Source organism: Phreatobacter sp. (genome assembly GCF_051860605.1).
GTDB lineage: Bacteria > Pseudomonadota > Alphaproteobacteria > Rhizobiales > Phreatobacteraceae > Phreatobacter.
In genome coordinates, this window is record NZ_JBHYDR010000012.1 from 40,836 (window position 1) to 64,272 (window position 23,437).

The following is a 23,437-nucleotide window of genomic DNA, read 5'->3' on the forward strand; positions in this document are numbered from 1 at the left end:
GGGAGACTTCGTATGCGATCCATGTTCCGTCCGGCTTTGCTCGCCGGCGCTTTTGCCCTTGCGGGTGCGCTGCTGATACCGGGCTCCGCAGTGGCTCAGGAAAAGGTCCTTCGCATCGGCATGACGGCGGCCGATATTCCGCGCACCCACGGCCAGCCTGACCAGGGCTTCGAGGGCAACCGCTTCACCGGCATCCCGATGTACGATGCCCTGGTCCACTGGGACCTGTCGAAAGCCGACGCCGCTTCCGTCATCGTGCCCGGACTTGCGCTGTCCTGGGCCGTGGATGGCGCCGACAAGAACAAGTGGGTGTTCCGCCTGCGTCCGGGCGTGAAGTTCCACGACGGCTCGCCGTTCAACGCCGCCGCCGTCGTCTGGAACGTCCAGAAGGTCCTCGACCAGAACGCGGCGCATTTCGACCAGAGCCAGGTCGGCGTCACCGTCTCGCGCATGCCGAACCTCGTCTCGGCCCGCGCCATCGACGACCTCACGGTGGAACTGACCACCCGCGCGCCGGATTCGTTCCTGCCGATCAACCTGACCAACCTGTTCATGGCCTCGCCGGCTCACTGGCAGAAGCTGCTCTCCGAGGTTCCCGCCTCCGTGGCCGATCCGAAGGCCCGCGCAGCCGCAGCCTGGACCGCCTTTGCCAGCAACCCGTCCGGCACCGGCCCGTTCCGCGGCGTCAGCCTCGTGCCGCGCGAGCGCTTCGAGATGGTCGCCAACAAGGAGTACTGGGACCCGGCCCGCCGCCCGAAAGTGGATCGCGTCGTGCTGCTGCCGCTGCCCGAGCCGAATGCCCGCACGGCGGCGCTGCTCTCCGGCCAGGTGGACTGGATCGAGGCTCCAGCCCCGGATTCGGTGCCCCAGATCCGCCAGCGCGGCTTCACCCTCTACACCAACGCCCAGCCGCATGTCTGGCCCTGGCAGTTCTCCTTCCGCGAGGGCTCGCCCTGGCTCGACCGGCGCGTGCGCCATGCGGCCAACCTCTGCATCAACCGCGCCGAGCTGAAGGAGCTGCTGGGCGGCCTGATGGAGGTTCCGGTCGGCACCGTTCCGCCCGGCCATCCCTGGTGGGGCAACCCCTCGTTCCAGATCAAGTATGACCTCCCGGCGGCCCAGAAGCTGATGCAGGAGGCCGGCTTCTCGGCCCAGCGCCTGCTGACCGTGAAGGTGCTCACCTCGGCGTCCGGCTCCGGCCAGATGCAGCCGATCGTCATGAACGAATGGCTGCAGCAGGCGCTGAAGGAGTGCTTCTTCGACGTCCAGCTGGAGGTCGCCGAATGGAACGCGGTCTTCACCAACTGGCGCGAGGGCGCCGGTCACGCCAATGCCCGCGGCGCCAACGCCATCAACGTCACGTTTGCCGCCATGGACCCGTTCTTCGCCATGATCCGCTTCGTGACGCGGCAGACCAACCCGCCGGCCTCCAACAACTGGGGCTTCTTCAACTCCGACGAGTTCGACCAGCTCGCCGCGACCGCCCGCTCGACCTTCGACGATGCCGGCCGCGACAATGCGCTGGCAGCGCTCCACAAGCGGATCGTCGAGGAAGCACCCTTCCTGTGGGTTGCCCATGACGTCGGCCCGCGCGCCATGTCGCCGCGCGTGACCGGCGTGGTCCAGCCGCGCTCCTGGTTCATCGACATCGCGCCGATGGACATCCGTCCGGGCTCCTGATCGCCAAACGGCCGGGCGGTCAACGACCGCCCGGCTCTCTCCCCCGACCCGCCCCCGAGGGACCTGCGATGGGCCATCTCGATCGCCGCCAGATTCTCGCCGGTGCCCTCGGTGCGGGTGCCGCCTCGCTCGTCGATTTGACGCAGGTCGCGGCGCAGGGCTCAGGCACGCTGCGCATCGCCATGACGGCGTCCGACATCCCGCTGCCCAATGGCCAGACCGACCAGGGCGCCGAGGGCATGCGATTCGTCGGCTACAACGTATTCGACAGCCTGATCCTCTGGGACCTGTCGAAAGCCGATGCGCCCGGCGGCCTCATCCCGGGCCTTGCCACCTCCTGGCAGGTCGATCCCGCCGACCAGAACCGCTGGACCTTCGCCCTCAGGCCGGGCGTCACCTTCCACGACGGCTCGCCCCTGGATGCGGCAGCGGTCGTCTGGAACTTCGACAAGATCCTCAGGAACGACGCGCCCCAGTACGATCCTCGCCAGGCTGGCCAGGGTCGCACGCGCATTCCATCGGTGAAGGCCTACAGGGCCCTCGATCCGATGACGCTGGAATTCACCACCCACGCGCCAAACGCCCTGTTTCCCTATGAGATGTCGTGGATCCTGATGTCCTCCCCGACTCAATGGGACAAGGTCGGACGCAATTGGGAGAACTTCCTGAAGGCCCCGTCCGGGACCGGGCCCTGGAAGGTCGACCGCTACACCCCGCGCGAGCGGCTGGAACTCGTCCCCAACACGGCCTACTGGAACCCCGCCCGGCGCCCGAAGCTCGACCGTGTGGTGCTGGTGCCGATGCCGGAGGGAACGACGCGGCTTTCCGCGCTGCTGGCGGGCCAGGTCGACTGGATCGAGGCGCCGCCTTCGGACGCACTGGCCCAGCTGCGCTCCCGCGGCATGCAGATCGTCTCCAATGTCTATCCTCACAACTGGACCTGGCATTTCTCCCGGACCGAGGGATCGCCGTGGAATGACATCCGCATCCGCAAGGCCGCCAACCTCGCCGTCGATCGCGACGGTATGGTGGAACTGCTCGGCGGCCTGATGCTGCCCGCAAAGGGCATGGTTCCTCCCGCCAGCCCGTGGTTCGGCAAGCCCTCGTTCGAGGTGAAGACCGACCTTGCCGCCGCAAGGCAGCTGATGTCCGAGGCCGGCTTCGGGCCAACAAGGCCCCTCGCCGTCAAGGCGATCATATCGCCCTCCGGCTCGGGGCAGATGCAGCCGCAGGTGATGAACGAACTGATCCAGCAGAACCTGGCCGAGATCGGCATCAAGGTCGATTTCGAGGTGATGGACTGGAATGCCCTGGTGAGTTCCTGGCGCGCGGGCGCGCGTGACGCGTCCTCGCGTGGCGCCCATTCGACCAATTCCTCCTATTTCAGCCAGGACCCGTTCACGGCGCTGATCCGCCATCTCGACAGCGGCCTGATGCCACCGCGCGGCACCAACTGGGGCTATTATTCGGACCCTGCGATGGACGCGCTGTTCGCCGAAATCCGCGCCTCCTTCGATCCGGCCCGACAGCTTGCCGCCATCCAGCGCGCCCATGAGAAATTCGTCGACGATGCCCTGTTCCTGTTCGTCGCCCACGACGTGGCGCCGCGCGCGCTGTCGCCGCGCGTGAAGGGCTTCGTTCAGGCGCAGAACTGGTACCAGGACATCTGTCCGGTCACCATCGGATGAGGCCGAGCGCAGGGAACATGGAATGCTAGTCTATCTCGGCAAGCGCCTCGTCTACACGATCCCCATCGTCCTCGGCGTTTCGCTGGTCTGCTTCATGCTGGTGCATATCGCACCCGGCGACCCCCTGGTCTCGGTCCTGCCGCCGGATGCGTCCGAAGAGCTGAAACTGCAGATGATGCAGGCCTACGGCTTCGATCGTCCCTATTACGAGCAGTTCTTCAAATGGTGCTGGCGGGCGCTTCAGGGCGACCTCGGCACCTCGATCGCCTCCGGCCGTCCCGTGACGTCGGAGGTGCTGCGCGCCGTCAGGAACACCCTCCTGCTCGCCTTCGTGGCGACCATGATCGGCTTCTTCTTCGGGCTGCTGTTCGGCTTCGTGGCCGGCTATTTCCGCAACAGCCCGATCGACAAGATCGCCTCGATCCTCTCCGTCGTCGGCGTGTCGGTGCCGCATTACTGGCTCGGCATGGTCCTGGTCATCATCTTCTCCGTCCAGCTCAACTGGTTGCCGCCCACCGGCGCGGGGCCCGGGGGCTCGGCGGACTGGACGCTCGACTGGGCCCATATCCGCCACCTCATCCTGCCGGCGGTGACCATGAGCGTCATCCCGATGGGGATCGTGGCGCGCACCATCCGCGCCCTCGTCGCCGACATCCTCAGCCAGGACTTCGTGCCGGCCCTGCGCGCCAAGGGCCTGTCCGAGTTCGGCATTTTCGGCCATGTCGTGAAGAATGCCGCCCCCACCGCCCTCGCGGTCATGGGCCTGCAGCTCGGCTACCTGCTCGGCGGCTCGATCCTGATCGAGACTGTTTTCTCCTGGCCGGGCACGGGTTTCCTGCTCAACGCCGCCATCTTCCAGCGTGACCTGCCGCTCCTGCAGGGCACGATCCTCGTGCTGGCGCTGTTCTTCGTCATGCTCAACCTCATCGTCGACGTGATCCAGACCGCGATCGACCCGCGCATCCAGAGAAGCTGACGCCATGACCTCTGTTGCCTCGCTCCTCCCGCAGGATCCGGCCAGGACGGTCGCCCCGATCGAGAAGTCGCCGGGCTACTGGGCCGGCGTCATGCAGCGGTTCAAGAAGGACAAGCTCGCCGTCTTCGCCGGCTGCGTGATCGTCCTCCTCCTGCTGGTGGCCATCCTCGCCCCGCTGATCGCGCCGATGGACCCCTATGCCGGGCGCACCATCCGCCGCCTGCGGCCGGTCGGCACGTCCGGCTTCCCGCTCGGCACGGACGAACTGGGGCGCGACATGCTCTCGCGCCTCATCTACGGCGCCCGCTACTCGCTGATGATGGGCGTGACGCCCGTCATCCTCGCCTTCGGCATCGGCAGCCTGATCGGCATCATTTCCGGCTATGTCGGCGGCCGCACCAACACCGTCATCATGCGCACCATCGACGTGTTCTACGCCTTCCCCTCGGTGCTGCTGGCGGTGGCGCTGTCGGGGGCCCTGGGCGCCGGCATCCAGAACGCGCTGGTCTCGCTCACGGTCGTGTTCATCCCGCCGATCGCGCGCGTCGCGGAGGCCGTGACCACGCAGGTCAGGAACCGGGACTATGTCGAGGCCGCGCGGGCCTCCGGCGCGAAGGCGCTGACCATCATCCGCGTCCATGTGCTCGGCAATGTGCTGGGGCCGATCTTCGTCTATGCGACCGGTCTCATCTCGGTCTCCATGATCCTCGCCTCGGGCCTGTCCTTCCTCGGCCTCGGCGTGCGCCCGCCAGAGCCCGAATGGGGCCTGATGCTGAACACGCTGCGCACGGCCATCTACAACCAGCCGCTGGTCGCCGCGCTGCCCGGCGTCATGATCTTCATGACATCGATCTCCTTCAACATGCTGGCGGACGGCCTGCGCAACGCCATGGACGTCAAGGTATGAGCCAGCCCCTCCTCACCGTCCGCGGCCTGGTCAAGCATTTCCCCATCGCCGGCGGCCTGTTCGGCCCGAAGAAGGTCGTGCGCGCCGTCGACGGGGTCGATTTCGACGTCATCGCCGGCGAGACGCTCGGCATCGTCGGCGAATCCGGCTGCGGCAAGTCGACCACGGCGCGCCTGCTCATGCACCTGATGGACCCGACGGCCGGCGAGATCCTGTTCGACGCGGCCAAGGTCGGCTCGCCGGACCTGACCCTGTCCGACTACCGCCGCCAGGTGCAGATGGTCTTCCAGGACAGCTACGCCTCGCTCAATCCGCGCCTGACCATCGAGAGCTCAATCGCCTTCGGACCGCAGGTCCATGGCGTGCCGCAGGCGGAGGCGATCGCGCGCGCGCGCGATCTGCTCGCCAAGGTGGGGCTCGAACCCTCGCGGTTCGCCGGGCGCTATCCGCACGAACTCTCCGGCGGCCAGCGCCAGCGCATCAACATCGCCCGCGCGCTCGCCCTCCAGCCCAAGGTCGTGATCCTCGACGAGGCGGTCTCCGCCCTCGACAAATCGGTCGAGGCACAGGTTCTGAACCTCCTTCTCGACCTCAAGGACGAGTTCAAGCTCACCTACATCTTCATTTCCCACGACCTGCATGTCGTCCGCTACATGTCGGACCGGGTCATGGTCATGTATCTCGGCAAGGTCGCGGAAATCGGCCCCTCGGAAACGATCTTCGACCAGCCCCTTCATCCCTATTCGGCAGCGCTCACCCGCTCCATGCCGACCATGGACCCGGACAACCGCACGGAACAGGCGCCCATTTCCGGCGATCCGCCGAACCCGATCGACCCGCCGCCCGGCTGCCGCTTCCACACCCGCTGCACCTTTGCCGAGGGCGTGTGCAGCGCCACCGAGCCGGCGCTGAGCAGCATGTCGAGCCTCCATCAGGTGGCCTGCCTGAGGTCGGTTCCCGGCTCGGGGCACAGCATGGCGCCCGGCCGGGCGGCTGCGGCGTGAGGGGGATGGCATGAACGGTATCCCGTCGCCCGGATCGCCTCTGGTCATCCGGCCTGTATCAGCCAAGTGCGTCCTTCGAGGCTCGGCGACCGCCTCGCACCTCAGGATGAGGGCTGGTGGTGCAAGACATCCCGCCAGGACCTGCGTGCCGGGGCCGCTGCCGCTCCTTCATCGGATGCCAGTCAGGCCCCCCCTCATCCTGAGGTGTGAGCCCGCAGGGCGAGCCTCGAAGGACGCACTCCCCTTCGTGCCGTGCGATCGGCTGCGCAACGGAGCCCGGCCATGCTGACTGCCCCACCCCTCGTCGATATCCGCGACCTGAAGGTCACGTTCACCGGCGGACCAAAGCCCATCTGCGCCGTCAACGGTGTGGACCTGTCCATCGACCGCGGCGAGACGCTGGCGATCCTGGGCGAATCCGGCTCCGGCAAGTCGGTGACACTGCGGGCGCTGCTGCGCCTCAATCCGGAGAAGCGCAGCCGGATCGAGGGCACGATCCAGGTCGGCGGACGGGACGTGCTGGCCCTGCCCCCGAAGGAATTGCAGGCCTTCCGCGGCCGCGACGTCTCGATGATCTTCCAGGAGCCGGCGCTGGCGCTGGACCCCGTCTACACGCTTGGCCATCAGATCGCCGAGACCATCGTCAAGCATGACGGCGGCTCGCGGGAGGCCGCCCGCAAGCGCGCGCTCGACCTGTTCGAGCGTGTGCGCATCCCCTCGCCCGAGCGGCGGCTGGACAATTATCCGCACGAGATGTCCGGCGGCATGCGGCAACGGGCGATGATCGCCCTGGCGCTCGCCTGCAATCCCAAGGTCCTGCTGGCCGACGAGCCGACCACCGCGCTGGATGCGACGGTACAGATCCAGATCCTGCTGCTGATCCGCGAGTTGCAGCGCGAGTTCGGCATCGCGGTCATCTTCGTGACCCACGACATCGGCGTTGCCGTGGAGGTCGCCGACCGGGTGGCGGTCATGTATGGCGGCCGGATCGTCGAGACCGGGCCGATCCGCGACATCATCCGCCGGCCGCGCCACCCCTATACGATCGGGCTGCTGAAGAGCCGGGCCCATGACGCCATGACCAAGGGCACCCGGCTCGACGCCATCCCCGGCTCGCCGCCGGACCTTGCCAACCTGCCGCCGGGCTGCGCCTTCGCGCCCCGCTGCAAGATCGCAGAGCCGGTCTGCTCGGAGGCGACTCCGGAACCGGTCTCCGTGGGCGAGGGCCACCAGGCCCGCTGCTTCCGGACGGACCTGACGGCGCCTGCCATGGCGTGAGGCGAAGGCGCCCGGTGTCCGGCCTTTCCTCGGGCCGGCATCCGGGCCATGGTCCGGTTCGCTCTTCAAGCCCCGTCGCCTCTCCCAGTCGCGTCGCCTCTCCCTGTCCCGTTGCCACGGCCTGTTGCCATGCACATCACCGTCGTCAATCCCAACACCACCGCCTCCATGACCGCCACGATCGGCGCGGCCGCGCGCGCGGTCGCAGCGCCCGGCACGGTGATCGAGGCCGTCAATCCGGCCAGCGGTCCGGTCTCCATCGAGGGCTTCTACGATGAGGTCTTCGCCATTCCCGGCATGCTGGCCGAAATGCGCGCTCGCCCGCATGCGGACGCCTTCGTGATCGCCTGTTTCGACGATACCGGCCTGGACGCTGCCCGCTCGCTCGTGCCGGTGCCCGTGGTGGGCATCGGCGAGGCGGCCATGCACATGGCCTCGCTGGTGGCGACGAAATTTTCCGTCGTGACGACGCTGGCAGTCTCGGTTCCGGCGCTTGAGCACAATGTCCACAAATACGGTTTCGGACACCGGTGCGCGCGGGTGCGCGCCTGCGAGGTGCCCGTTCTGGAACTCGAAAATCCGGCCTCGGGTGCCACGGCCCGCATCTCGGACGAGATCGCCCGCGCGAAGGCAGAAGACCGCGCCGAGGCCATCGTGCTCGGCTGCGCCGGCATGGCGGACCTGGCCGCCGCGCTCTCGGCCGAGCATGGCCTGCCGGTGATCGACGGCGTGGCGGCGGCGGTGAAGCTCGCCGAGGCCATGGTCGGCCTCGGGCTCCGGACATCGAAGGCGGGCGGCTATGCCTCCCCCCGCCCCAAGCCCTTCGCCGGGATTTTTGCGCACGACGCCGTCACGGTGATGCGCTAATCAACAATCCACAGGATGGTTTGTGATTCCCGGAGCAGGAGGATCATGTCCGAGCGCCGGTCAAATTCGCGGATGCGAACCTTCTGGAAGGGCACGATCCTCTATCCGGGGGGGCTGCGCTCGATCGAATGCACGGTGCGCAATTTTTCCGAACAGGGCGTCCGGCTCGACTGCGGCGCCGTCCGTGACGTTCCGGACCATTTCGACCTCAAGATCCCGCAGAAGTCGGCGGTGTTCGCCTGCACGGTGGTCTGGCGCAAGGACAATGAGATCGGCGCCGGCTTCGTCCGGCCCGCACCGGGCGCCGAGGCCGATTCCCTGTCCGAAAAGCTGAAGGCGCTGGAAGCCCAGAACCGCAAGCTCATGCGCAAGATGCAGGACCGGGACGACGACGGCTGGGGCTGATCTGCGCGGCAGCCGTCTTGCATCGGCCATGGCGCCCGCCAACATGGGGCCGAACGCATCCCGCTTCACCGGAGACCGCCCTTGCCCGCCAAGGCCGCCATCATCCAGCCGATCCTGATGGCCGCCGTCATGGCCTTCCTCATGACGGCCCTCATCACCTATCTCAATCTCGGCTTCCCGCCGGACTATTTCCGCCGCTGGATGCTGGCCTTCGCCATTGCCTGGCCGGCAGCGGCGGTGGCGGCCTATATCGCCATCCCGATCGCGCGCAACCTGACGGGCCGCATCATCGTCTTCCTCGAGAGCAAGGGGCTGTGATCGGGCTCGCCGCGGCCGCGGACGGCGTGCGCCCGGTTCACCTGGCCGCGGCGCTGGCGGCCCTCGTCGCGCTGCTGGGTGTATCGACCTGGCTGCATGCCGATATCGAGGCCGTGCTGCGCACCGGCCCATGCGCCGGTCTCGACTGCGTCAGGCCGCAGCGGCCGGACGCGCGCATGGCGGGCTACGGCGTCGAGGATTTCCGCACATTCGTCGCAACGCTCGGCCCGAACCGCCGGCCTGCCCTGTGGGGCCTCGTCCTCGACCTGCCCGTCATCGCGGCCGTCGCTGGCGCCCTGTTTGCGGCCGCGGCGCTGGCATCGGGCGGCGCGGCCTTCCTGACGGAGCGGTCGCGGGCCATGCTGCTGACCCTGCCCCTCGCCTATGCCGGGATCGATCTCGCCGAGAACGCGCTGCTGGCGCTCGCCTATCTCGATGCCGCCGATGTCAGCCGGATCGTGCCATGGGCCTCGGCGCTGAAATTCGCCCTGATCGCGGCCAGTGCCGCGGCAAGCCTGATGGTGACATTCGTCCGCTGGGCCGTCTGACGGCGCTTCAGACGGATGGACCGCCCGGCGGGCGGAGGGATGGATCGGCCAGCGCCGATGGCAGGCCGCGCAGCAGCGCCGTCACGCCAATGTTCAGCACCTCGGCGGCATCGCCGAGCGTGCCCGGCACCGCGACACTGCCGGGCGCGGCAAGCGAGGCCAGGCCATGCGTGAGCGCATAGACGATGAGGGCGCCCTGCCGCCGCTGCGCCGGGTCGCTGACCCCCGTGAACTGGCCGACAGCCTGTTCCAGCAGCGCAAATCCCGGATCGGCCTCCTTCTCCGCCGTTCCCTCCGCCTCGTCGGACCCGGCCAGTCCGGTGTTGAACATCGCGGCGTAATAGGCAGGCTCCTCCCGGGCGAAGTCGAGATAGGCGCGCCCCATGGCCATGAAGCCATCGGGGCCGGGCCCGGCGGACCGGGTGGATTGCCCCAGCCGGCGCCCAAGCTCCTGAAAGCCCAGTTGGGCCACCTCGCGCAGCAGCGCCTGGCGATCCTTGAAATGCCGGTAGGGCGCCGCCGGCGATACGCCGGCAAGTTTGGCCGCATCCGAGAGGGTGAAACCGGCAGGACCGCGCTCGGCGATGAGCCGTCTGGCGGCCTCCACGAGCGATTCGCGCAGGTTGCCGTGGTGATAACCGCGCCGCTCGGCGAGCCGGCTGTCGGGAAGGGTTCGCCTCATGTGAAAGACGCTGACATTGCAGCCTCTGCGGGTCAAGTCCGCTCGCGACACCCGGACAGCGCATAGGACAGGCGGGAGCGTCAGCCTCGCTCACCCATTTTTCCACCGGTCCGAACCGGCAAAAAGCCAAGCATTCTCAAGCCATATCCGCCCCAATCCCGCCTCCGCAGCGCCACAGTGTCAGCCGCCACCGCCATTTTTGCTTTGCAGGCGCCGAGCCGGCCAAGTAGATTGGGGGTCCCGGTTCCTGAACAGGGAGGTCAGCCGTGGAACTTGCGCGACACGTGAATATCGTTGCCGCGTGTGCCGCTTTCGCTTTCGTCGGAGCCATTCTGTTTGGCGCGTTCTGACCCTCCGCTCCCCTGAGGAGCACCAATCCTGACTTGATCGGATGAGAACGCCGGGCCCAGTGCCCGGCGGTTTCATTTGGGCCTCGCGGGCCCTGTGTCTCGTGCGCCCTGTGTCTCGTGCGCCCTGTGTCTCGTGCGCCCTGTGTCTCGTGCGCCCTGTGTCTCGTGCGCCCTGTGTTTCGCCGAAGGCGCCCGTTCCCGAGACTTGCGCGAATTGGCGACATTCATCTGCAACAGATTTGGCCGAAAGGAGTTGTGGACAGGATGCGAGTGTGAATCCCGTCTCGGAGCAGCGCCATGACCGCCCGGCCGATTGCGTTTGTCCTCTCAGGAACGCTGTTGCTGTCCTCTCTGGTGCCCCTGCCGGCGGTGGCGCAGGACAATGACCAGATCTATGCGGTCATCCGCCGCGATGCCGAGATGCGCGCCGCCCGCCGCGGCGAGGCGCCGCCCTCCGCCCGTGGCTTCTCTTTCCCCGGCCTGCCCTTCTTCGGCTCCCGCCGCGAGGTTCCCGAGATCACCGTCAATCCGCGCACCGGCGCGATCGACCCGGTGACCGGCCAGCCACTGGCCACCCCGCGCACGACCCTGACGACACCGGGCGGGCAGGCCTATTGCGTGCGCACATGCGACGGCTTCTACTTCCCCGTCGGCCGTCCCATGGCGCGAGCCGGGCGGGTCGCCCAGCAGGATATCTGCCAGCGTCAGTGTCCGGGAGCCGAGGTGGCGCTCTATTCGGCCGGCGGCAATGCCTCGATCGAGCAGGCGGTCGGCCCGCGCGGGCAGACCTATGCCGCGCTGAGCACGGCCTTCCGGTTCCGTGAACGGGTCGATGCGGCCTGCACCTGCGCAGGCGCCTCCACCAACGGGCTGGCGCGCGTGCCGATCACCCACGACCCGACGCTGCGCGCGGGCGACGTTGTGGTGACCGAGGCAGGCGTGCGCGTCTTTGCCGGCGGCGCCCGTTTCCCCTACCGGCAGGCCGATTTCGTCGCCGCCCGCTCCTATGGGCGGCTGCCGGCCGACATCCGCCAGCGGGTCGCGGCCATCGAGGCCGGCATCCAGGCGAGGGACCAGGGCCTGTCAGCGCCGGTATCGCGCCTTGGACCGGCCACCCGGCCGCGAGCGGCCGCCACGGGCACGACGACGATGGCCTCGTCGCTGCCGCTGACGGCCGGCACCGCCAATGCCGAGGGTATCCGCGTGCTGGACATCACCCGGCCAGAGGCGAGCCTTTCCCGTTAGGTCGGTTTCGGAGGCGATACGCCAATTTCGGGCGCCCTGTCACACTTTTTCATGCCTTCCCAACGGCTTGACCCGGGGTGGCAGGTGCCGTGGAGCGTCAAACAGCCGCGTCACGGGGCGACGGTTGATTGTGGCGGACAGGAGGAGTAAGAACCGCGCCGCATTCAGGCCGGTCGGCCGCTCCGCCAGCAGGCGGGGTGCCCGCGTCACCGGGACCAAGACCCTCGAACTCGCCTGCACCCAAAGAGGCCGGACCCCCGTTCCGACCGTCCTCAAGGTTCCAAAACCCATGGCTGATCAATCGACGTCGACCGGGCAGCCTCTGCCGGAAGAAGGCGCGCATCCGGCCCCGGCCCCGCCGGCCCATGGAGGGGCACAGAACGGCCATGGCCAGGCCGGCTTCGGTGCCCTGTTCATCGGCTCGATCGGCGTCGTCTACGGGGACATCGGCACCAGCCCGCTCTATGCCTTCCGCGAGGCCATGCGGGCAGCACTGGGCCCGAACCTCGAAGGCGCCGTGCCCCGCGAGGCCGTGATCGGCATCCTCTCGCTGATCCTCTGGGCGCTGATCCTGCTGGTCACGATCAAATATGTTCTCCTGCTGCTGCGGGCGGACAATCAGGGCGAGGGCGGGACGCTGACCCTGCTCGCCCTGGTCCAGAAGATCGTCGGGCGCGACAAGCTGGCGATCATCGGGGTCGGGGTCATCGGCGCCGCCCTGTTCTATGGCGATGCGGCGATCACCCCGGCCATTTCCGTCGTCTCGGCGCTGGAAGGCCTCAAACTCGTCACCCCCGTGTTCGAGCCCTACATCCTGCCCCTGACCGTCGTCATCATCGTCGGCCTGTTCGCGGTCCAGCGTCACGGAACCGCCCGCGTGGCCCGCTTCTTCGGACCGATCACACTGGTCTGGTTCCTCACGATGGCGGTTCTGGGCTTCCTTCACATCTGGGACGATCTCGGCGTCCTGGCGGCCTTCAACCCGGTGAACGGCGCGCTGTTCCTCGCCTCGAACGGCACGGTCGGCCTGATCGCACTGGGAGCGGTGTTTCTCGCCGTCTCGGGGTGCGAGGCATTGTTCGCCGATCTCGGCCATTTCGGGCGCAGGCCGATCCAGTGGGCCTGGCTGGGCGTCGTCTTCCCCTGCCTGACGCTGAACTATCTCGGCCAGGGCGCCATGGTGCTGGCCAAGCCCGAGACCCTGGTCAATCCGTTCTTTCTTCTGGCGCCGGGCTGGGCGCTGCTGCCGCTGGTGGCGCTCGCCACCATGGCGACGATCATTGCCAGCCAGGCCGTCATCACCGGGGCCTTCTCGCTGACACGGCAGGCGACCCAGCTTGGCCTGCTGCCGCGCCTGAAGATCATGCACACGTCCGAGGAGCATGCCGGGCAGATCTACCTGCCCTTCATCAACTGGTCGCTGATGGTGGCGGTGCTCATCCTGGTGCTGACCTTCCAGACCTCCTCGCGGCTGGCCTCGGCCTATGGCGTCGCGGTGAGCGGCACCATGGTGGTCAATTCCATCCTGTTCTTCCTGGTCGTCTGGCGGGTCTGGAAGTGGAACCGCTTCGCCGCCGCGGCCATCACGGTGCCGTTCCTTGCCATCGAGGTGGTGTTTTTCGGTGCCAATCTGACCAAGACGCTGGAGGGCGGCTGGGTGCCGCTGATGCTGGCCGCCGGCATCGTCTTCCTGATGTTCACCTGGCGGACCGGCACGCGCATCCTGGGCGAGAAGACCCGCCGCATCGAGGTGCCGCTGGCCGACCTCATGCGCAGCTTCGAGAAGCGCCCGCCGCACCGGGTGCCGGGAACCGCCGTGTTCCTGACCTCCGACCACGCCTATGCGCCGGCCTCGCTCCTGCACAACCTCAAGCACAACAAGGTGCTGCACGAGCACAACGTGTTCCTGGCCGTGAACACCGCCGAGACCCCGCGCGTGCCGGACGGCGAGCGCATCAGCTTCGAGAAGATCAACGACACCTTCTCCAAGCTGGTGGTGCGCTTCGGCTATATGGAAACCCCGCATGTGCCGAAGGCGCTGATCGCCTGCAAGAAGGTGGGGCTGAAGTTCGACATGATGTCGACCTCGTTCTTCCTGTCGCGGCGGCACCTGAAGGCCTCCGGCAAGCTCGGCATGCCGCTCTGGCAGGACTACATCTTCATCGGCATGGCGGTGAACGCCAACTCGGCCTCGGACTATTTCCACCTGCCGACCGGCCGCGTGGTGGAGGTGGGGACGCAGGTGACGATCTGAGGTCCCGCAGCGGCGGCTGCTTCCAGCCGCCGCAACTCAAAAAACGGCTGCTTCCGGCCGCCGCAACTCAAAAAACGGCTGCTTCCGGCCGCCGCGACTGAAAAAGGCGGCTGCTTCCGGCCGCCGCAACTCAAAAAACGGCAGTCGCTTGCCGCCGCCTTAGCCCGGCAGCCCCCTACTCGGCGGCCACGCTCATCGACTTCATCAGGCCCGGATCGTAGTTCAGCACGGGGGCGAGCCAGCGCTCGGCCTCCTCCACCGTCCAGCCCTTGCGGGCGGCATAGTCCTCCACCTGGTCCCGCTCGACCCGGCCGACGCCGAAATATTCGCTGTCGGGATGGGCCAGATAGAGCCCCGAGACGGAGGAGCCCGGCCACATGGCGCGGCTCTCGGTGAGCGTCACGCCGATGGCCCTTTCGGCATCGAGCAGGCGGAACAGCGTGTCCTTCTCGGTATGGTCGGGCTGGGCCGGATAGCCGGGCGCCGGACGGATGCCCTGATACTGCTCGAGGATCAGTTCCTCGTTGCTCAGCGCCTCGTCGGGCACATAGCCCCACAGGGTCCGGCGGACGATCTGGTGCAGGCGCTCGGCGAAGGCCTCCGCCAGCCGGTCGGCCAGCGCCTTGCAGAGGATGGAGGAATAGTCGTCCTTCGCCGCCTCGAACCGCTTCGAGATCTCGTCCTCGCCGATGCCTGCGGTGACGACGAAGCCGCCCACCCAGTCAGGCTTGGTGCCTTTCGGCGCGACATAGTCCGACAGCGCGATATGGGCGCGCTCGCGTCCCTCGCGGCGGGAAATCTGCTGGCGCAGCGTATGCAGCCGGCCAAGCTCCTGCGTCCGGCTCTCGTCGGCAAAGAGCGCGATGTCGTCGCCGACGGCATTGGCCGGCCAGAAGCCGACGACGGCCTTCGCGGTCAGCCATTTCTCGCCGACGATGCGCTGGAGCATGACCTGCGCATCCTTGAACAGGGTGCGGGCCGCCTCGCCATACTTGTCGTCGTCGAGGATCGCCGGATAGCGCCCCTTCAGTTCCCAGGTCTGGAAGAACGGCGTCCAGTCGATGGCGCTGACGAGATCGGCAAGGTCGAAATCCTCGAACACCCGGGTGCCGATGAACGAGGGTCCCTTCGGCGTGAAGCCGGCCCAGTCGAGCTTCAGGCCATTGGCCCGGGCATCCGCCAGCGGCAGACGGTTCTTGGCCTGCTCGCCGCGCAGATGCGCCTCGGCGATCTTGGCATATTCGGCCTTGATCTCGGCCACATAGGCCGGCTTCTGGGTGTCGGACAGCAGCGCCGAGGCAACGCCCACCGCGCGCGAGGCGTCGAGCACATAGACCGTCTGGCCGCGCGCATAGTTCGGATGGATCTTCACCGCCGTGTGGACGCGGGAGGTGGTGGCGCCGCCGATCAGCAGCGGCAAGGAGAAGCCCTCGCGCTCCATCTCGGATGCGACATGCACCATCTCGTCGAGCGAGGGGGTGATCAGGCCCGACAGGCCGATGATGTCGACCTGGTGCTTCCGCGCCTCGTCGAGGATGCGCTGCGCCGGCACCATGACGCCGAGGTCGATCACCTCGTAATTGTTGCACTGGAGCACGACGCCGACGATGTTCTTGCCGATGTCGTGGACATCGCCCTTCACGGTCGCCATCAGGATCTTGCCGTTGGCCGGCTTGTCGACCAGGCCCATGTCGCGCTTTTCCTGCTCCAGGAACGGCTGGAGATAGGCGACCGCCTGTTTCATCACGCGCGCCGACTTGACGACCTGCGGCAGGAACATCTTGCCGGCGCCGAACAGGTCGCCGACATGGTTCATGCCGTCCATCAGCGGCCCCTCGATGACATGCAGCGGCCGGGCCGATTGCTGGCGCGCCTCCTCGGTGTCCTGCTCGATGAATTCGGTGATGCCGTGGACCAGCGAATGGGTCAGGCGCTCGCCGACCGGCTTCTCGCGCCAGGACATGTCCTTCTTGTTGTCCTGCTGGGCAACGCCATCGCCCTTGAAGCGCGCCGCGGCATCCACCATCCGCTCGGTGGAATCGGACCGGCGGTTGAGGATCACGTCCTCGCAGAGTTCGCGCAGTTCCGGGTCGATCTCGTCATAGACCGGCAGGGCGCCGGCATTGACGATGCCCATGTCCATGCCGACGCGGATGGCATGGTAGAGGAACACCGAGTGCATGGCCGCGCGCACCGGCTCGTTGCCCCTGAACGCGAAGGACAGGTTGGACACGCCGCCGGAAACATGGGCGTGCGGCAGGTTCTCGCGGATCCACTTCGTCGCCTCGATGAAGTCGACGCCGTAATTGTTGTGCTCCTCGATGCCGGTCGCGACCGCGAAGACGTTCGGGTCGAAGATGATGTCCTCGGGCGGAAAGCCGACCTGTTCGGTGAGGATGCGATAGGCCCGCTCGCAGATCTCGATCTTGCGCTGGAACGTGTCGGCCTGGCCGACCTCGTCGAAGGCCATCACGACCACGGCGGCGCCATAGCGGCGCACCTTCCGGGCCTGTTCGATGAACTTCTCCTCGCCTTCCTTCATGGAGATCGAGTTGACGATGCACTTGCCCTGCACGCATTTCAGCCCCGCCTCGATCACCTCCCACTTGGAGCTGTCGACCATGACCGGCACGCGGGCGATGTCCGGCTCGGCGGCCATCAGGTTGAGGAAGGTCACCATGGCCTTCTCGGAATCGAGCAGGCCCTCGTCCATGTTGACGTCGAGCACCTGGGCGCCGTTCTCGACCTGCTCGCGCGCGACGTCGAGGGCCGCCGAATAGTCACCATTGGTGATCAGCTTGCGGAACTTCGCCGAGCCGGTGACGTTCGTTCGCTCGCCGATATTGATGAAGGACGCGACGCGACTGGTCATGAACGCTTGCTTTCAGGCGTGAGCGAGCCAGCCGTGGACCCACAGGCCACGGTAGAACGGCTCGACGGAATGGAAGCCGGCCTCGCCGAGGAGTGCCTCGTCGCGCGCGGCGGGAAGAAGGTGGACCTGTTCCGTCACGGCGACAGCCGCGTTGCGGGTCAGTTCGTCCGGCGCCCCCTTGAAGCGGGCAAAGGCGGAATAGCGCGCCATGTCGCGGGGGTAGCGGGCCGACGTCTTGTCGAGACAGCCGTTAATCAGCAGGAACGGCGCGCCAGGCTTCAGGCGGGAGCGGATGTCCTGAAGCGTTGCCAGCCTCGCGCCGTCGTCCGGCACGAAATGCAGCGTCAGGAAGCAGGTCGCCGCATCGAAGGGGCCGGCCGGCGCATCGCTGGCAAAGCCCTGGATCAGATCGACCCGGTCCAGCGCGCCAATCGCCGCCAGCCGGCCGCGCGCCATCTCGATCATCGGGCCCGCCGGATCGACACCGGTGAACCGCCAGTGCGGGCCGCCCTGGGCAAGCGCTGCAAGCTCGATCCCGCCACCGGCGCCGACCACGAGGATATGCCCCGTCTCGGCAACGAACTCCTGCAGCAGCACCGTCGCCATGTCGTGGCTCGCCTCGTAGGCGGGCACGAACCAGCGCGGCCCCTGCTCATAGGCAGCGACCGCTTCCGGATTGTCGAAGAAGGCCTTGTTCATGCAGCAAACTCGAAGGCTTCGAGGCCGGACAGCCGAAGCCTGGTCTCGATGACCGGGACGGCGCGGGGCTTGACCCCCTTTACCGCTCTCGCGATGGCGGCGATATGGTCCGGCGTCGAGCCGCAGCAGCCGCCGACGATGTTGACCAGGCCCGCGGTCGCGAATTCACCCACCATGGCGGCCATCGCCTCCGGGCTCTCGTCGTAGAGGCCGAATTCGTTCGGCAGGCCGGCATTGGGATAGGCGCAGACCAGCGTGCCGGCAACCTTGGAAATGGCGGCGATATGGGCGCGCATCTCCCTGGCGCCGAGGGCGCAGTTGAGCCCCACGGAGAAGGGCTTGGCGTGCATCACGGAATACCAGAACGCCTCGGGTGTCTGGCCCGACAGGGTGCGCCCGGACAGGTCGGTGATCGTGCCGGAAATCATCACCGGCAGGCGGACGCCCTTCTCCTCGAACACCTCCTCGATGGCGACCAGCGCCGCCTTGGCGTTGAGCGTGTCGAAGATGGTCTCGACCAGCATGACGTCGGACCCGCCGTCGATCAGGCCGCGCGCCTCCTCGGCATAGGCCGCGCGCAGCTGGTCGAAGGTGGTCGCGCGAAACCCGGGATTGTTGACGTCCGGAGAGATCGACGCGGTCCGGTTGGTCGGCCCGAAGGCACCCGCGACGAAGCGGCGCCGGCCATCCTTGGCCTCGGCGCGGCGGGCGGCATTGCAGGCCAGGCGAGCACCCTCGTAGTTCAGCTCATAGGCGAGTTCCTCCATGCCGTAATCGGCCTGGGCGATAGAGGTGGACGAGAAGGTGTTGGTCTCGACCATGTCCGAACCTGCCTCGAAATATTCGAGGTGGATGGCCTCCACCACGTCGGGGCGGGTCAGGATGAGAAGGTCGTTGTTGCCCTTAAGGTCGTGGTTCCAGTGCTGAAAGCGCTCGCCGCGGAAATCGGCCTCCGAGAACTTGTAGCGCTGGATCATCGTGCCCATGGCGCCGTCGAGCACGAGAATGCGCTCGGCGGCCGCTTTGGTCAGGGCGGCCAGCACGTCGGCGCCGTCGGCATGGCGGGGTGCAAACTGGGTCATGGAACAGTCTCCGGCGACTGACGCTCGGTGGGGTTGATTCACGCCGCCACCGCGTTCGGCGCAACGTCCTGGGGACGCATGCCGAGCAGGTGGCAGACGGCGTAGACGAGGTCGGCGCGATTCATCGTGTAGAAATGGAACTCGGTGATGCCGCGATCGACCAGGTCGAGCACCTGTTCGGCGGCAACCGCCGCGGCGATCAGCTTGCGGGTCGACGGGTCGTCCTCCAGCCCCTCGAAGCGCCGGGCGAGCCAGTCCGGCACGCTGGCGCCGGTGCGGGCGGCAAAGCCGGCCGTCTGCTTGAAGTTCTGCACCGGCACGATGCCCGGCACGATGGGGATGGTGATGCCCGCATCCCGGACGCGGTCGAGGTAGCGCAGGAACACGTCGTTGTCGAAGAAGAACTGGGTGATGGCGCGGGTGGCTCCCGCATCGACCTTGCGCTTCAGGATGTCGATGTCGGCGCTGACCGAGCCGCTCTCCGGATGCATTTCCGGATAGGCCGACACGGAGACCTCGAAATCGCCGATGGCCCGGATGCCGGCGATCAGCTCGGGCGAGCCCTCGTAGCCGCCGGGGTGGCTCTCGTAGCGGGTGCCGACCCCGCCCACCGGATCGCCGCGCAGCGCCACGATATGGCGCACGCCCGCCTCCCAGTAGTCGCGGATCACCTCGTCGACCTGCGCGCGCGTGGCGGCGACGCAGGTCAGGTGCGCCGCCGGCTTCAGCGCGGTTTCCTTGATGATGCGGGCAACCGTGGCGTGGGTCCGCTCGCGCGTCGACCCGCCGGCCCCGTAGGTGACCGATACGAAGGCGGGCTGCAGCGGCGCGAGCCGCTCGATGGAGTCCCACAGCGTCGCCTCCATCTCGTCGCTCTTCGGCGGGAAGAACTCGAAGGAGACCTTCAGGCGCGAACGCGAGACATAGCGGCTCGCCTTGTAGGCGGAGGAAGACATCAGGCGACCTCGACGGCTTCAGCCTCCGGCAGGGCCGGGGCGTCGGTGATGATGCGCGGGTCGCGGCCGACCCAGATGGAAACGGTGAGCTTGCCGGAGCCCCGGCCCTCGGGCGCAAGGTTCTGGAAGCGGCAGAGATCGAGGCCGGCGGCCTCCATCCAGCCCTCCACCACCTCGCGGCCGAAGCCGAGGCGGCGGTGGGCCTGCGCCTCGCGCAGGAATTCCTGTTCGTGCGGGGCGAAATCGACAACCACCAGCCGCCCGCCGGGACGCAGCACGCGCGCCGCCTCGCGGATGGCACGGGCGCCATCGTCGAGGAAATGCAGCACCTGGTGGATGATCACGGCGTCATAGGCATCGCGCGGCAGGCCGAGCGCATAGATATCGCCCGTGCGCACCGAACAATGGCGGATGCCGGCCCGGTCGAGTGCCGCCCTGGCGAGCGACAGCATTTCGGGGCTGGCGTCGATGCCGAGCCCGCGCTCGATCTCGGGGGCGAACAGTTCGAGCATGCGCCCCGTTCCGGTGCCGAGGTCGAGCAGCGCGCGCACCGGCCGGCCGGTCAGCGCCTCCCTGACCGCCGCCTCGACGCGCTCCTCCGGCACATGCAGGGCGCGCAGGCGGTCCCAGTCGGCGGCGTGACGCCCGAAAAAGGCCTGCGCCTCGGCGGCCCGCTTGGCCCGCACCTCGGCGAGCCGCTCGCGGTCGATCGCAAGGATCGGATCGGCCGGATCGACCAGCGCCACCAGCGTTGTGACGGCAAGCCCGCCTGCACCCTCCCCGGCCGCCCGGAAAAAGGCCCAGGAGCCTTCCTTGACACGCTCGACGAGCCCGGCCTCCAGGAGCAGCTTGAGATGCCGCGAGATGCGCGGCTGGCTCTGTCCGAGGATGTCGACCATGTCGGTGACGGTGAGCTCGGTCTCCGCCACCAGCGCGATCAGGCGCAGCCGCGTCGGCTCGCCGACCGCGCGCAGCACGGCCACGGCGTCGTCGAAAGCATGGGCTGCGGGCGCGGAGGAGAACAGGTTCGGCACAGGCTTCACTCACATATAAAGATATCTTTATGCCGTTATCGCTGGTTGCGCAAGCCTCTCGAAGAGGGCTGCTGCCCGTTCCCATATGATCCTGTTTTGTTCTTGTTTTGATCGGATGACGGTGGTAGGGTTCCCGTCATGTCACGCGCCCTTGCCAGAACGGACCATGACCTTGCAGACCGCCTGAATGCCGGCGGCATCGAGGCGGCGGCTGCCCGCCTCTTCGGGGGGCGCACCGCCCATGCACTCGACCTTGCCTCGGGGCCGGGTGTTTCCGGCGAGCGCCGGCGCGGCCGCGGCACGCTGACCAATGCCTCCGGCCGCTACGAGACGGTTCAGCGCGAGGCGATCGACGACGGCTGGGCCTCGATCGAGGACCTGCCGCCCCTTGCGACCACCGTTACGGAGGAGAAGGCCCGCCGCATCATCACCCGCAACGATTCGCCTGACCTGTCCTTCGACCGCTCGATCAATCCCTATCGGGGCTGCGAGCATGGCTGCACCTACTGCTTCGCCCGACCGACCCACGCCTATATGGGCCTGTCGCCCGGCCTCGATTTCGAGACGCGCCTGTTCGTGAAGCCCAATGCCCCCGAACTCCTGGAGAAGGAACTGGCCGATCCCGCCTACCAGCCGCGCACCATCGCCATCGGCACCAACACCGACCCCTACCAGCCGATCGAGAAGCAGTGGCAGCTCACCCGCCGGATCCTGGAGGTGCTGGAGCGCACCCGCCACCCGGTCGGCATCGTCACCAAGAACCACCTGGTTACCCGCGACATCGACATCCTCGCCCGCATGGCAGAACGGGGGCTGGCCAAGGTGGCGATCTCGGTGACGACGCTCGATGCAAAGCTTGCCCGCGCGCTGGAGCCGCGCGCCTCCACCCCGGCGAAGCGGCTGGAGGCGATCCGGATGCTGTCGCAGGCCGGCATTCCGACCGCTGTTCTGGTCGCGCCGATCATCCCGGCCGTGAACGATTCGGAGATCGAGAAGATCCTGCAGTCCTGCTGGCACATGGGCGCGCGCGAGGCCGGCTACGTGCTGCTGCGCCTGCCGCTGGAGATCCGCGACCTGTTCCGCGAATGGCTGGTGGCCAACCGCCCGGATGCTGCCCGCCACGTTCTGTCGCTGGTCCAGCAGACCCGCAGCGGCAAGGATTACGATGCCACGTTCTTCCAGCGCCAGAAGGGCACGGGTCCGTTCGCCTGGATGATCGGCCGCAGGTTCGAGGTGGCCGCCGCCCGGCTCGGCTTCGACAAGCGGCGGCTGAGGCTCGCCACCAGCCAGTTCACGCCGCCGGAACCGCGCGGGCCGGCCAGCGCCCGCCAGCTCAGCCTGTTCGATGAGACCCGATGACCGCCGCCCTTGCCCTCATCACTCTCGGCGTTGCCGACGTCGCGCGCGCCACACGCTTCTACCAGGCGCTCGGCTTTGCGCTCTCGCTCTCGCAGAGCCGCGAGACGATCAGTTTCTTTGCCGCCGGCGGCGTGGTGCTGGCCCTGTTCGGGCGGGCCGACCTTGCCGCCGATGCCGGGCTGTCCGATACGCCGCGCGGCCCTTTCGGCGGCATCACGCTGGCCCGCAACCTGCCCTCGAAGGGCGCCGTCGACCGGGTGTTCGAACAGGCGCTTGCCGCCGGCGCCACGGTGCTGAAGGAACCGGAGGATACCGGCTGGGGCGGATATTCCGGCTATGTCGCCGACCCCGATGGCCATCCGGTCGAACTTGCCTGGAACCCGTTCTTCCCGCTGAGGGAGGACGGCACCATCGACCTCCCGGCCTGAGGTCGGGGCCGGCGGGAGGCTGAACCGGATTGTCGGGAACCGGACTCTCCGTCTCATCCCGCTGGACCAGACCGTTGCAAGACCTGATCTTTTTGCCCTGAACCTGAATCTGATCATCAGCCGCCGCGGGCCGGATGCGACAACCGCAGCTTGCCTGACAGCGCGCCATCGGCGAGACAGGCGCATGGCCCCGCCCGTTCCGACCTTCACCGTGGAAGCCCGCGCCATCGCGCAGGGCTTTGCGCCCGTGGCGGGTGTGGACGAGGCCGGGCGCGGGCCGCTCGCCGGCCCTGTTGTCGCGGCAGCCGTCATCCTCGACCCTGCGGCGATTCCGCCGGGACTTGCCGATTCCAAGCTGCTGGACGAGGCGCGCCGCGAGGCGCTCTACGAGGCGGTCATGGCCAGCGCGCTGGCCGTCTCCCTCGCCGCGGCGTCGCCCGCTCGCATCGATGCGACCGATATCCGCAAGGCGACCCTCCATGCCATGGCCGACGCCGTGGCAGCCCTTGCCCTGCCCGCCCGCCATGTGCTCGTCGATGGCCGCGACGTTCCGCCCCTGCCGCTTGGCGTGTCGGGCGAGGCCATCGTCGACGGTGATGCGCTGGTGCTCTCCATCGCCGCCGCCTCCATCGTCGCCAAGGTCCACCGCGACCGGCTGATGCGCCATGTCGATGCCGCCGTGCCCGGCTACGGCTTCGCCGTTCACAAGGGCTACGGCACCCGGGTTCACCGCGCGGCGATTGCGACCCTCGGCCCCTCGCTCCATCACCGCATGACCTTCGGCAGCCTGAAGGGCCGCTGAGCC

Annotated in this window: 19 protein-coding genes and 2 pseudogenes; 15 read left to right on the plus strand and 6 right to left on the minus strand. The window is 67.8% G+C overall.

Features of this window, described 5'->3' with window-relative positions; translation table 11 throughout:
• Nucleotides 1–12 precede the first annotated feature (12 nt).
• The 10 genes from ACTIFS_RS18715 (at nucleotide 13) to ACTIFS_RS18760 (ending at nucleotide 9,671) form a co-directional block, all read left to right on the plus strand.
• The gene (locus tag ACTIFS_RS18715) at nucleotides 13–1,680 is read left to right on the plus strand and encodes an ABC transporter substrate-binding protein (RefSeq protein WP_439575639.1); all 1,668 of its coding nucleotides are present in this window, start codon (nucleotides 13–15) and stop codon (nucleotides 1,678–1,680) included.
• Nucleotides 1,681–1,748: 68 nt separating this feature from the next.
• Nucleotides 1,749–3,368 carry an ABC transporter substrate-binding protein gene (locus tag ACTIFS_RS18720; RefSeq protein ID WP_439575640.1) on the plus strand — a complete coding sequence of 540 codons (1,620 nt, stop codon included), beginning with the start codon at nucleotides 1,749–1,751 and terminating at the stop codon, nucleotides 3,366–3,368.
• A 22-nt stretch (nucleotides 3,369–3,390) separates the two neighbouring features.
• A complete protein-coding gene (locus ACTIFS_RS18725; protein ID WP_439575641.1) occupies nucleotides 3,391–4,344 on the plus strand; it encodes an ABC transporter permease in 954 nt (317 codons plus the stop codon).
• Nucleotides 4,345–4,348: 4 nt separating this feature from the next.
• Complete coding sequence (locus tag ACTIFS_RS18730; RefSeq protein WP_439575642.1) at nucleotides 4,349–5,251, plus strand: ABC transporter permease; 903 nt, start codon at nucleotides 4,349–4,351, stop codon at nucleotides 5,249–5,251.
• Nucleotides 5,248–6,255, plus strand: coding sequence for an ABC transporter ATP-binding protein (locus tag ACTIFS_RS18735; protein WP_439575643.1), 1,008 nt, complete (start codon nucleotides 5,248–5,250; stop codon nucleotides 6,253–6,255). The genes ACTIFS_RS18730 and ACTIFS_RS18735 overlap by 4 nt, the downstream gene beginning before the upstream one ends.
• 282 nt (nucleotides 6,256–6,537) lie before the next feature.
• The gene (locus ACTIFS_RS18740; protein WP_439575644.1) at nucleotides 6,538–7,533 is read left to right on the plus strand and encodes an ABC transporter ATP-binding protein; all 996 of its coding nucleotides are present in this window, start codon (nucleotides 6,538–6,540) and stop codon (nucleotides 7,531–7,533) included.
• A gap of 129 nt (nucleotides 7,534–7,662) precedes the next feature.
• Nucleotides 7,663–8,400 (plus strand): aspartate/glutamate racemase family protein, encoded by a 738-nt coding sequence (locus ACTIFS_RS18745; RefSeq protein ID WP_439575645.1) that lies wholly within the window; start codon nucleotides 7,663–7,665, stop codon nucleotides 8,398–8,400.
• Between the two features lie 45 nt (nucleotides 8,401–8,445).
• Nucleotides 8,446–8,805: a PilZ domain-containing protein gene (locus ACTIFS_RS18750; protein WP_439575646.1), complete on the plus strand. Its 360-nt coding sequence runs from the start codon at nucleotides 8,446–8,448 to the stop codon at nucleotides 8,803–8,805.
• A gap of 81 nt (nucleotides 8,806–8,886) precedes the next feature.
• Nucleotides 8,887–9,123: a DUF2798 domain-containing protein gene (locus ACTIFS_RS18755; RefSeq protein WP_439575647.1), complete on the plus strand. Its 237-nt coding sequence runs from the start codon at nucleotides 8,887–8,889 to the stop codon at nucleotides 9,121–9,123.
• Nucleotides 9,120–9,671, plus strand: a complete 552-nt coding sequence (locus ACTIFS_RS18760; RefSeq protein WP_439575648.1) for a hypothetical protein — start codon at nucleotides 9,120–9,122, stop codon at nucleotides 9,669–9,671. The genes ACTIFS_RS18755 and ACTIFS_RS18760 overlap by 4 nt, the downstream gene beginning before the upstream one ends.
• A gap of 7 nt (nucleotides 9,672–9,678) precedes the next feature.
• Here ACTIFS_RS18760 and ACTIFS_RS18765 read toward each other — a convergent pair whose 3' ends face one another.
• The gene (locus ACTIFS_RS18765; RefSeq protein ID WP_439575649.1) at nucleotides 9,679–10,353 is read right to left on the minus strand and encodes a TetR/AcrR family transcriptional regulator; all 675 of its coding nucleotides are present in this window, start codon (nucleotides 10,351–10,353) and stop codon (nucleotides 9,679–9,681) included.
• A 647-nt stretch (nucleotides 10,354–11,000) separates the two neighbouring features.
• On the opposite strand from ACTIFS_RS18765, the gene ACTIFS_RS18770 reads away from it, so the two are divergent.
• Both ACTIFS_RS18770 and ACTIFS_RS18775 read left to right on the plus strand, forming a co-directional pair.
• Nucleotides 11,001–11,948: a DUF2865 domain-containing protein gene (locus tag ACTIFS_RS18770; protein WP_439575650.1), complete on the plus strand. Its 948-nt coding sequence runs from the start codon at nucleotides 11,001–11,003 to the stop codon at nucleotides 11,946–11,948.
• 289 nt (nucleotides 11,949–12,237) lie between these two features.
• Nucleotides 12,238–14,202 (plus strand): potassium transporter Kup, encoded by a 1,965-nt coding sequence (locus ACTIFS_RS18775; protein WP_439575651.1) that lies wholly within the window; start codon nucleotides 12,238–12,240, stop codon nucleotides 14,200–14,202.
• Between the two features lie 175 nt (nucleotides 14,203–14,377).
• Here ACTIFS_RS18775 and metH read toward each other — a convergent pair.
• The 5 genes and pseudogenes from metH to ACTIFS_RS18800 form a co-directional block, all read right to left on the minus strand.
• Nucleotides 14,378–17,083, minus strand: a pseudogene (gene metH, locus ACTIFS_RS18780) (methionine synthase); the annotation flags it as partial.
• Nucleotides 17,084–17,086: 3 nt separating this feature from the next.
• A complete protein-coding gene (locus tag ACTIFS_RS18785) occupies nucleotides 17,087–17,773 on the minus strand; it encodes a class I SAM-dependent methyltransferase (protein WP_439575652.1) in 687 nt (228 codons plus the stop codon).
• A gap of 8 nt (nucleotides 17,774–17,781) precedes the next feature.
• A pseudogene (locus ACTIFS_RS18790) lies at nucleotides 17,782–18,855 on the minus strand (homocysteine S-methyltransferase family protein); the annotation flags it as partial.
• Nucleotides 18,856–18,893: 38 nt separating this feature from the next.
• Nucleotides 18,894–19,811: a methylenetetrahydrofolate reductase [NAD(P)H] gene (gene metF / locus ACTIFS_RS18795; protein ID WP_439575653.1), complete on the minus strand. Its 918-nt coding sequence runs from the start codon at nucleotides 19,809–19,811 to the stop codon at nucleotides 18,894–18,896.
• Entirely contained in the window at nucleotides 19,811–20,845 is a 1,035-nt protein-coding gene (locus ACTIFS_RS18800) for an ArsR/SmtB family transcription factor (protein WP_439575738.1), read from the minus strand. Before ACTIFS_RS18800 ends, metF begins: the two co-directional genes overlap by 1 nt.
• Nucleotides 20,846–20,983: 138 nt before the next feature.
• Between ACTIFS_RS18800 and ACTIFS_RS18805 the strand changes: the two genes are divergently transcribed.
• The 3 genes from ACTIFS_RS18805 to ACTIFS_RS18815 all read left to right on the plus strand — a co-directional run bounded on the left by ACTIFS_RS18805 (nucleotide 20,984) and on the right by ACTIFS_RS18815 (nucleotide 23,434).
• Entirely contained in the window at nucleotides 20,984–22,204 is a 1,221-nt protein-coding gene (locus ACTIFS_RS18805; RefSeq protein ID WP_439575654.1) for a PA0069 family radical SAM protein, read from the plus strand.
• Nucleotides 22,201–22,632 carry a VOC family protein gene (locus ACTIFS_RS18810; RefSeq protein WP_439575655.1) on the plus strand — a complete coding sequence of 144 codons (432 nt, stop codon included), beginning with the start codon at nucleotides 22,201–22,203 and terminating at the stop codon, nucleotides 22,630–22,632. Before ACTIFS_RS18805 ends, ACTIFS_RS18810 begins: the two co-directional genes overlap by 4 nt.
• A gap of 154 nt (nucleotides 22,633–22,786) precedes the next feature.
• Nucleotides 22,787–23,434: a ribonuclease HII gene (locus tag ACTIFS_RS18815; protein ID WP_439575739.1), complete on the plus strand. Its 648-nt coding sequence runs from the start codon at nucleotides 22,787–22,789 to the stop codon at nucleotides 23,432–23,434.
• Nucleotides 23,435–23,437: the final 3 nt, after the last annotated feature.

Coding starts and splice junctions, on each gene's coding strand:
- ACTIFS_RS18740 (WP_439575644.1), top strand. CDS start 6,538: ATGCTGACTGCCCCACCCCTCGTCGATATCCGCGACCTGAAGGTCACG.
- ACTIFS_RS18770 (WP_439575650.1), top strand. CDS start 11,001: ATGACCGCCCGGCCGATTGCGTTTGTCCTCTCAGGAACGCTGTTGCTG.
- ACTIFS_RS18810 (WP_439575655.1), top strand. CDS start 22,201: ATGACCGCCGCCCTTGCCCTCATCACTCTCGGCGTTGCCGACGTCGCG.
- ACTIFS_RS18745 (WP_439575645.1), top strand. CDS start 7,663: ATGCACATCACCGTCGTCAATCCCAACACCACCGCCTCCATGACCGCC.
- ACTIFS_RS18785 (WP_439575652.1), bottom strand. CDS start 17,773: ATGAACAAGGCCTTCTTCGACAATCCGGAAGCGGTCGCTGCCTATGAG.
- ACTIFS_RS18735 (WP_439575643.1), top strand. CDS start 5,248: ATGAGCCAGCCCCTCCTCACCGTCCGCGGCCTGGTCAAGCATTTCCCC.
- ACTIFS_RS18775 (WP_439575651.1), top strand. CDS start 12,238: ATGGCTGATCAATCGACGTCGACCGGGCAGCCTCTGCCGGAAGAAGGC.
- ACTIFS_RS18750 (WP_439575646.1), top strand. CDS start 8,446: ATGTCCGAGCGCCGGTCAAATTCGCGGATGCGAACCTTCTGGAAGGGC.
- ACTIFS_RS18720 (WP_439575640.1), top strand. CDS start 1,749: ATGGGCCATCTCGATCGCCGCCAGATTCTCGCCGGTGCCCTCGGTGCG.
- ACTIFS_RS18715 (WP_439575639.1), top strand. CDS start 13: ATGCGATCCATGTTCCGTCCGGCTTTGCTCGCCGGCGCTTTTGCCCTT.
- ACTIFS_RS18725 (WP_439575641.1), top strand. CDS start 3,391: ATGCTAGTCTATCTCGGCAAGCGCCTCGTCTACACGATCCCCATCGTC.
- ACTIFS_RS18805 (WP_439575654.1), top strand. CDS start 20,984: ATGTCACGCGCCCTTGCCAGAACGGACCATGACCTTGCAGACCGCCTG.
- ACTIFS_RS18765 (WP_439575649.1), bottom strand. CDS start 10,353: ATGAGGCGAACCCTTCCCGACAGCCGGCTCGCCGAGCGGCGCGGTTAT.
- metF (WP_439575653.1), bottom strand. CDS start 19,811: ATGTCTTCCTCCGCCTACAAGGCGAGCCGCTATGTCTCGCGTTCGCGC.
- ACTIFS_RS18730 (WP_439575642.1), top strand. CDS start 4,349: ATGACCTCTGTTGCCTCGCTCCTCCCGCAGGATCCGGCCAGGACGGTC.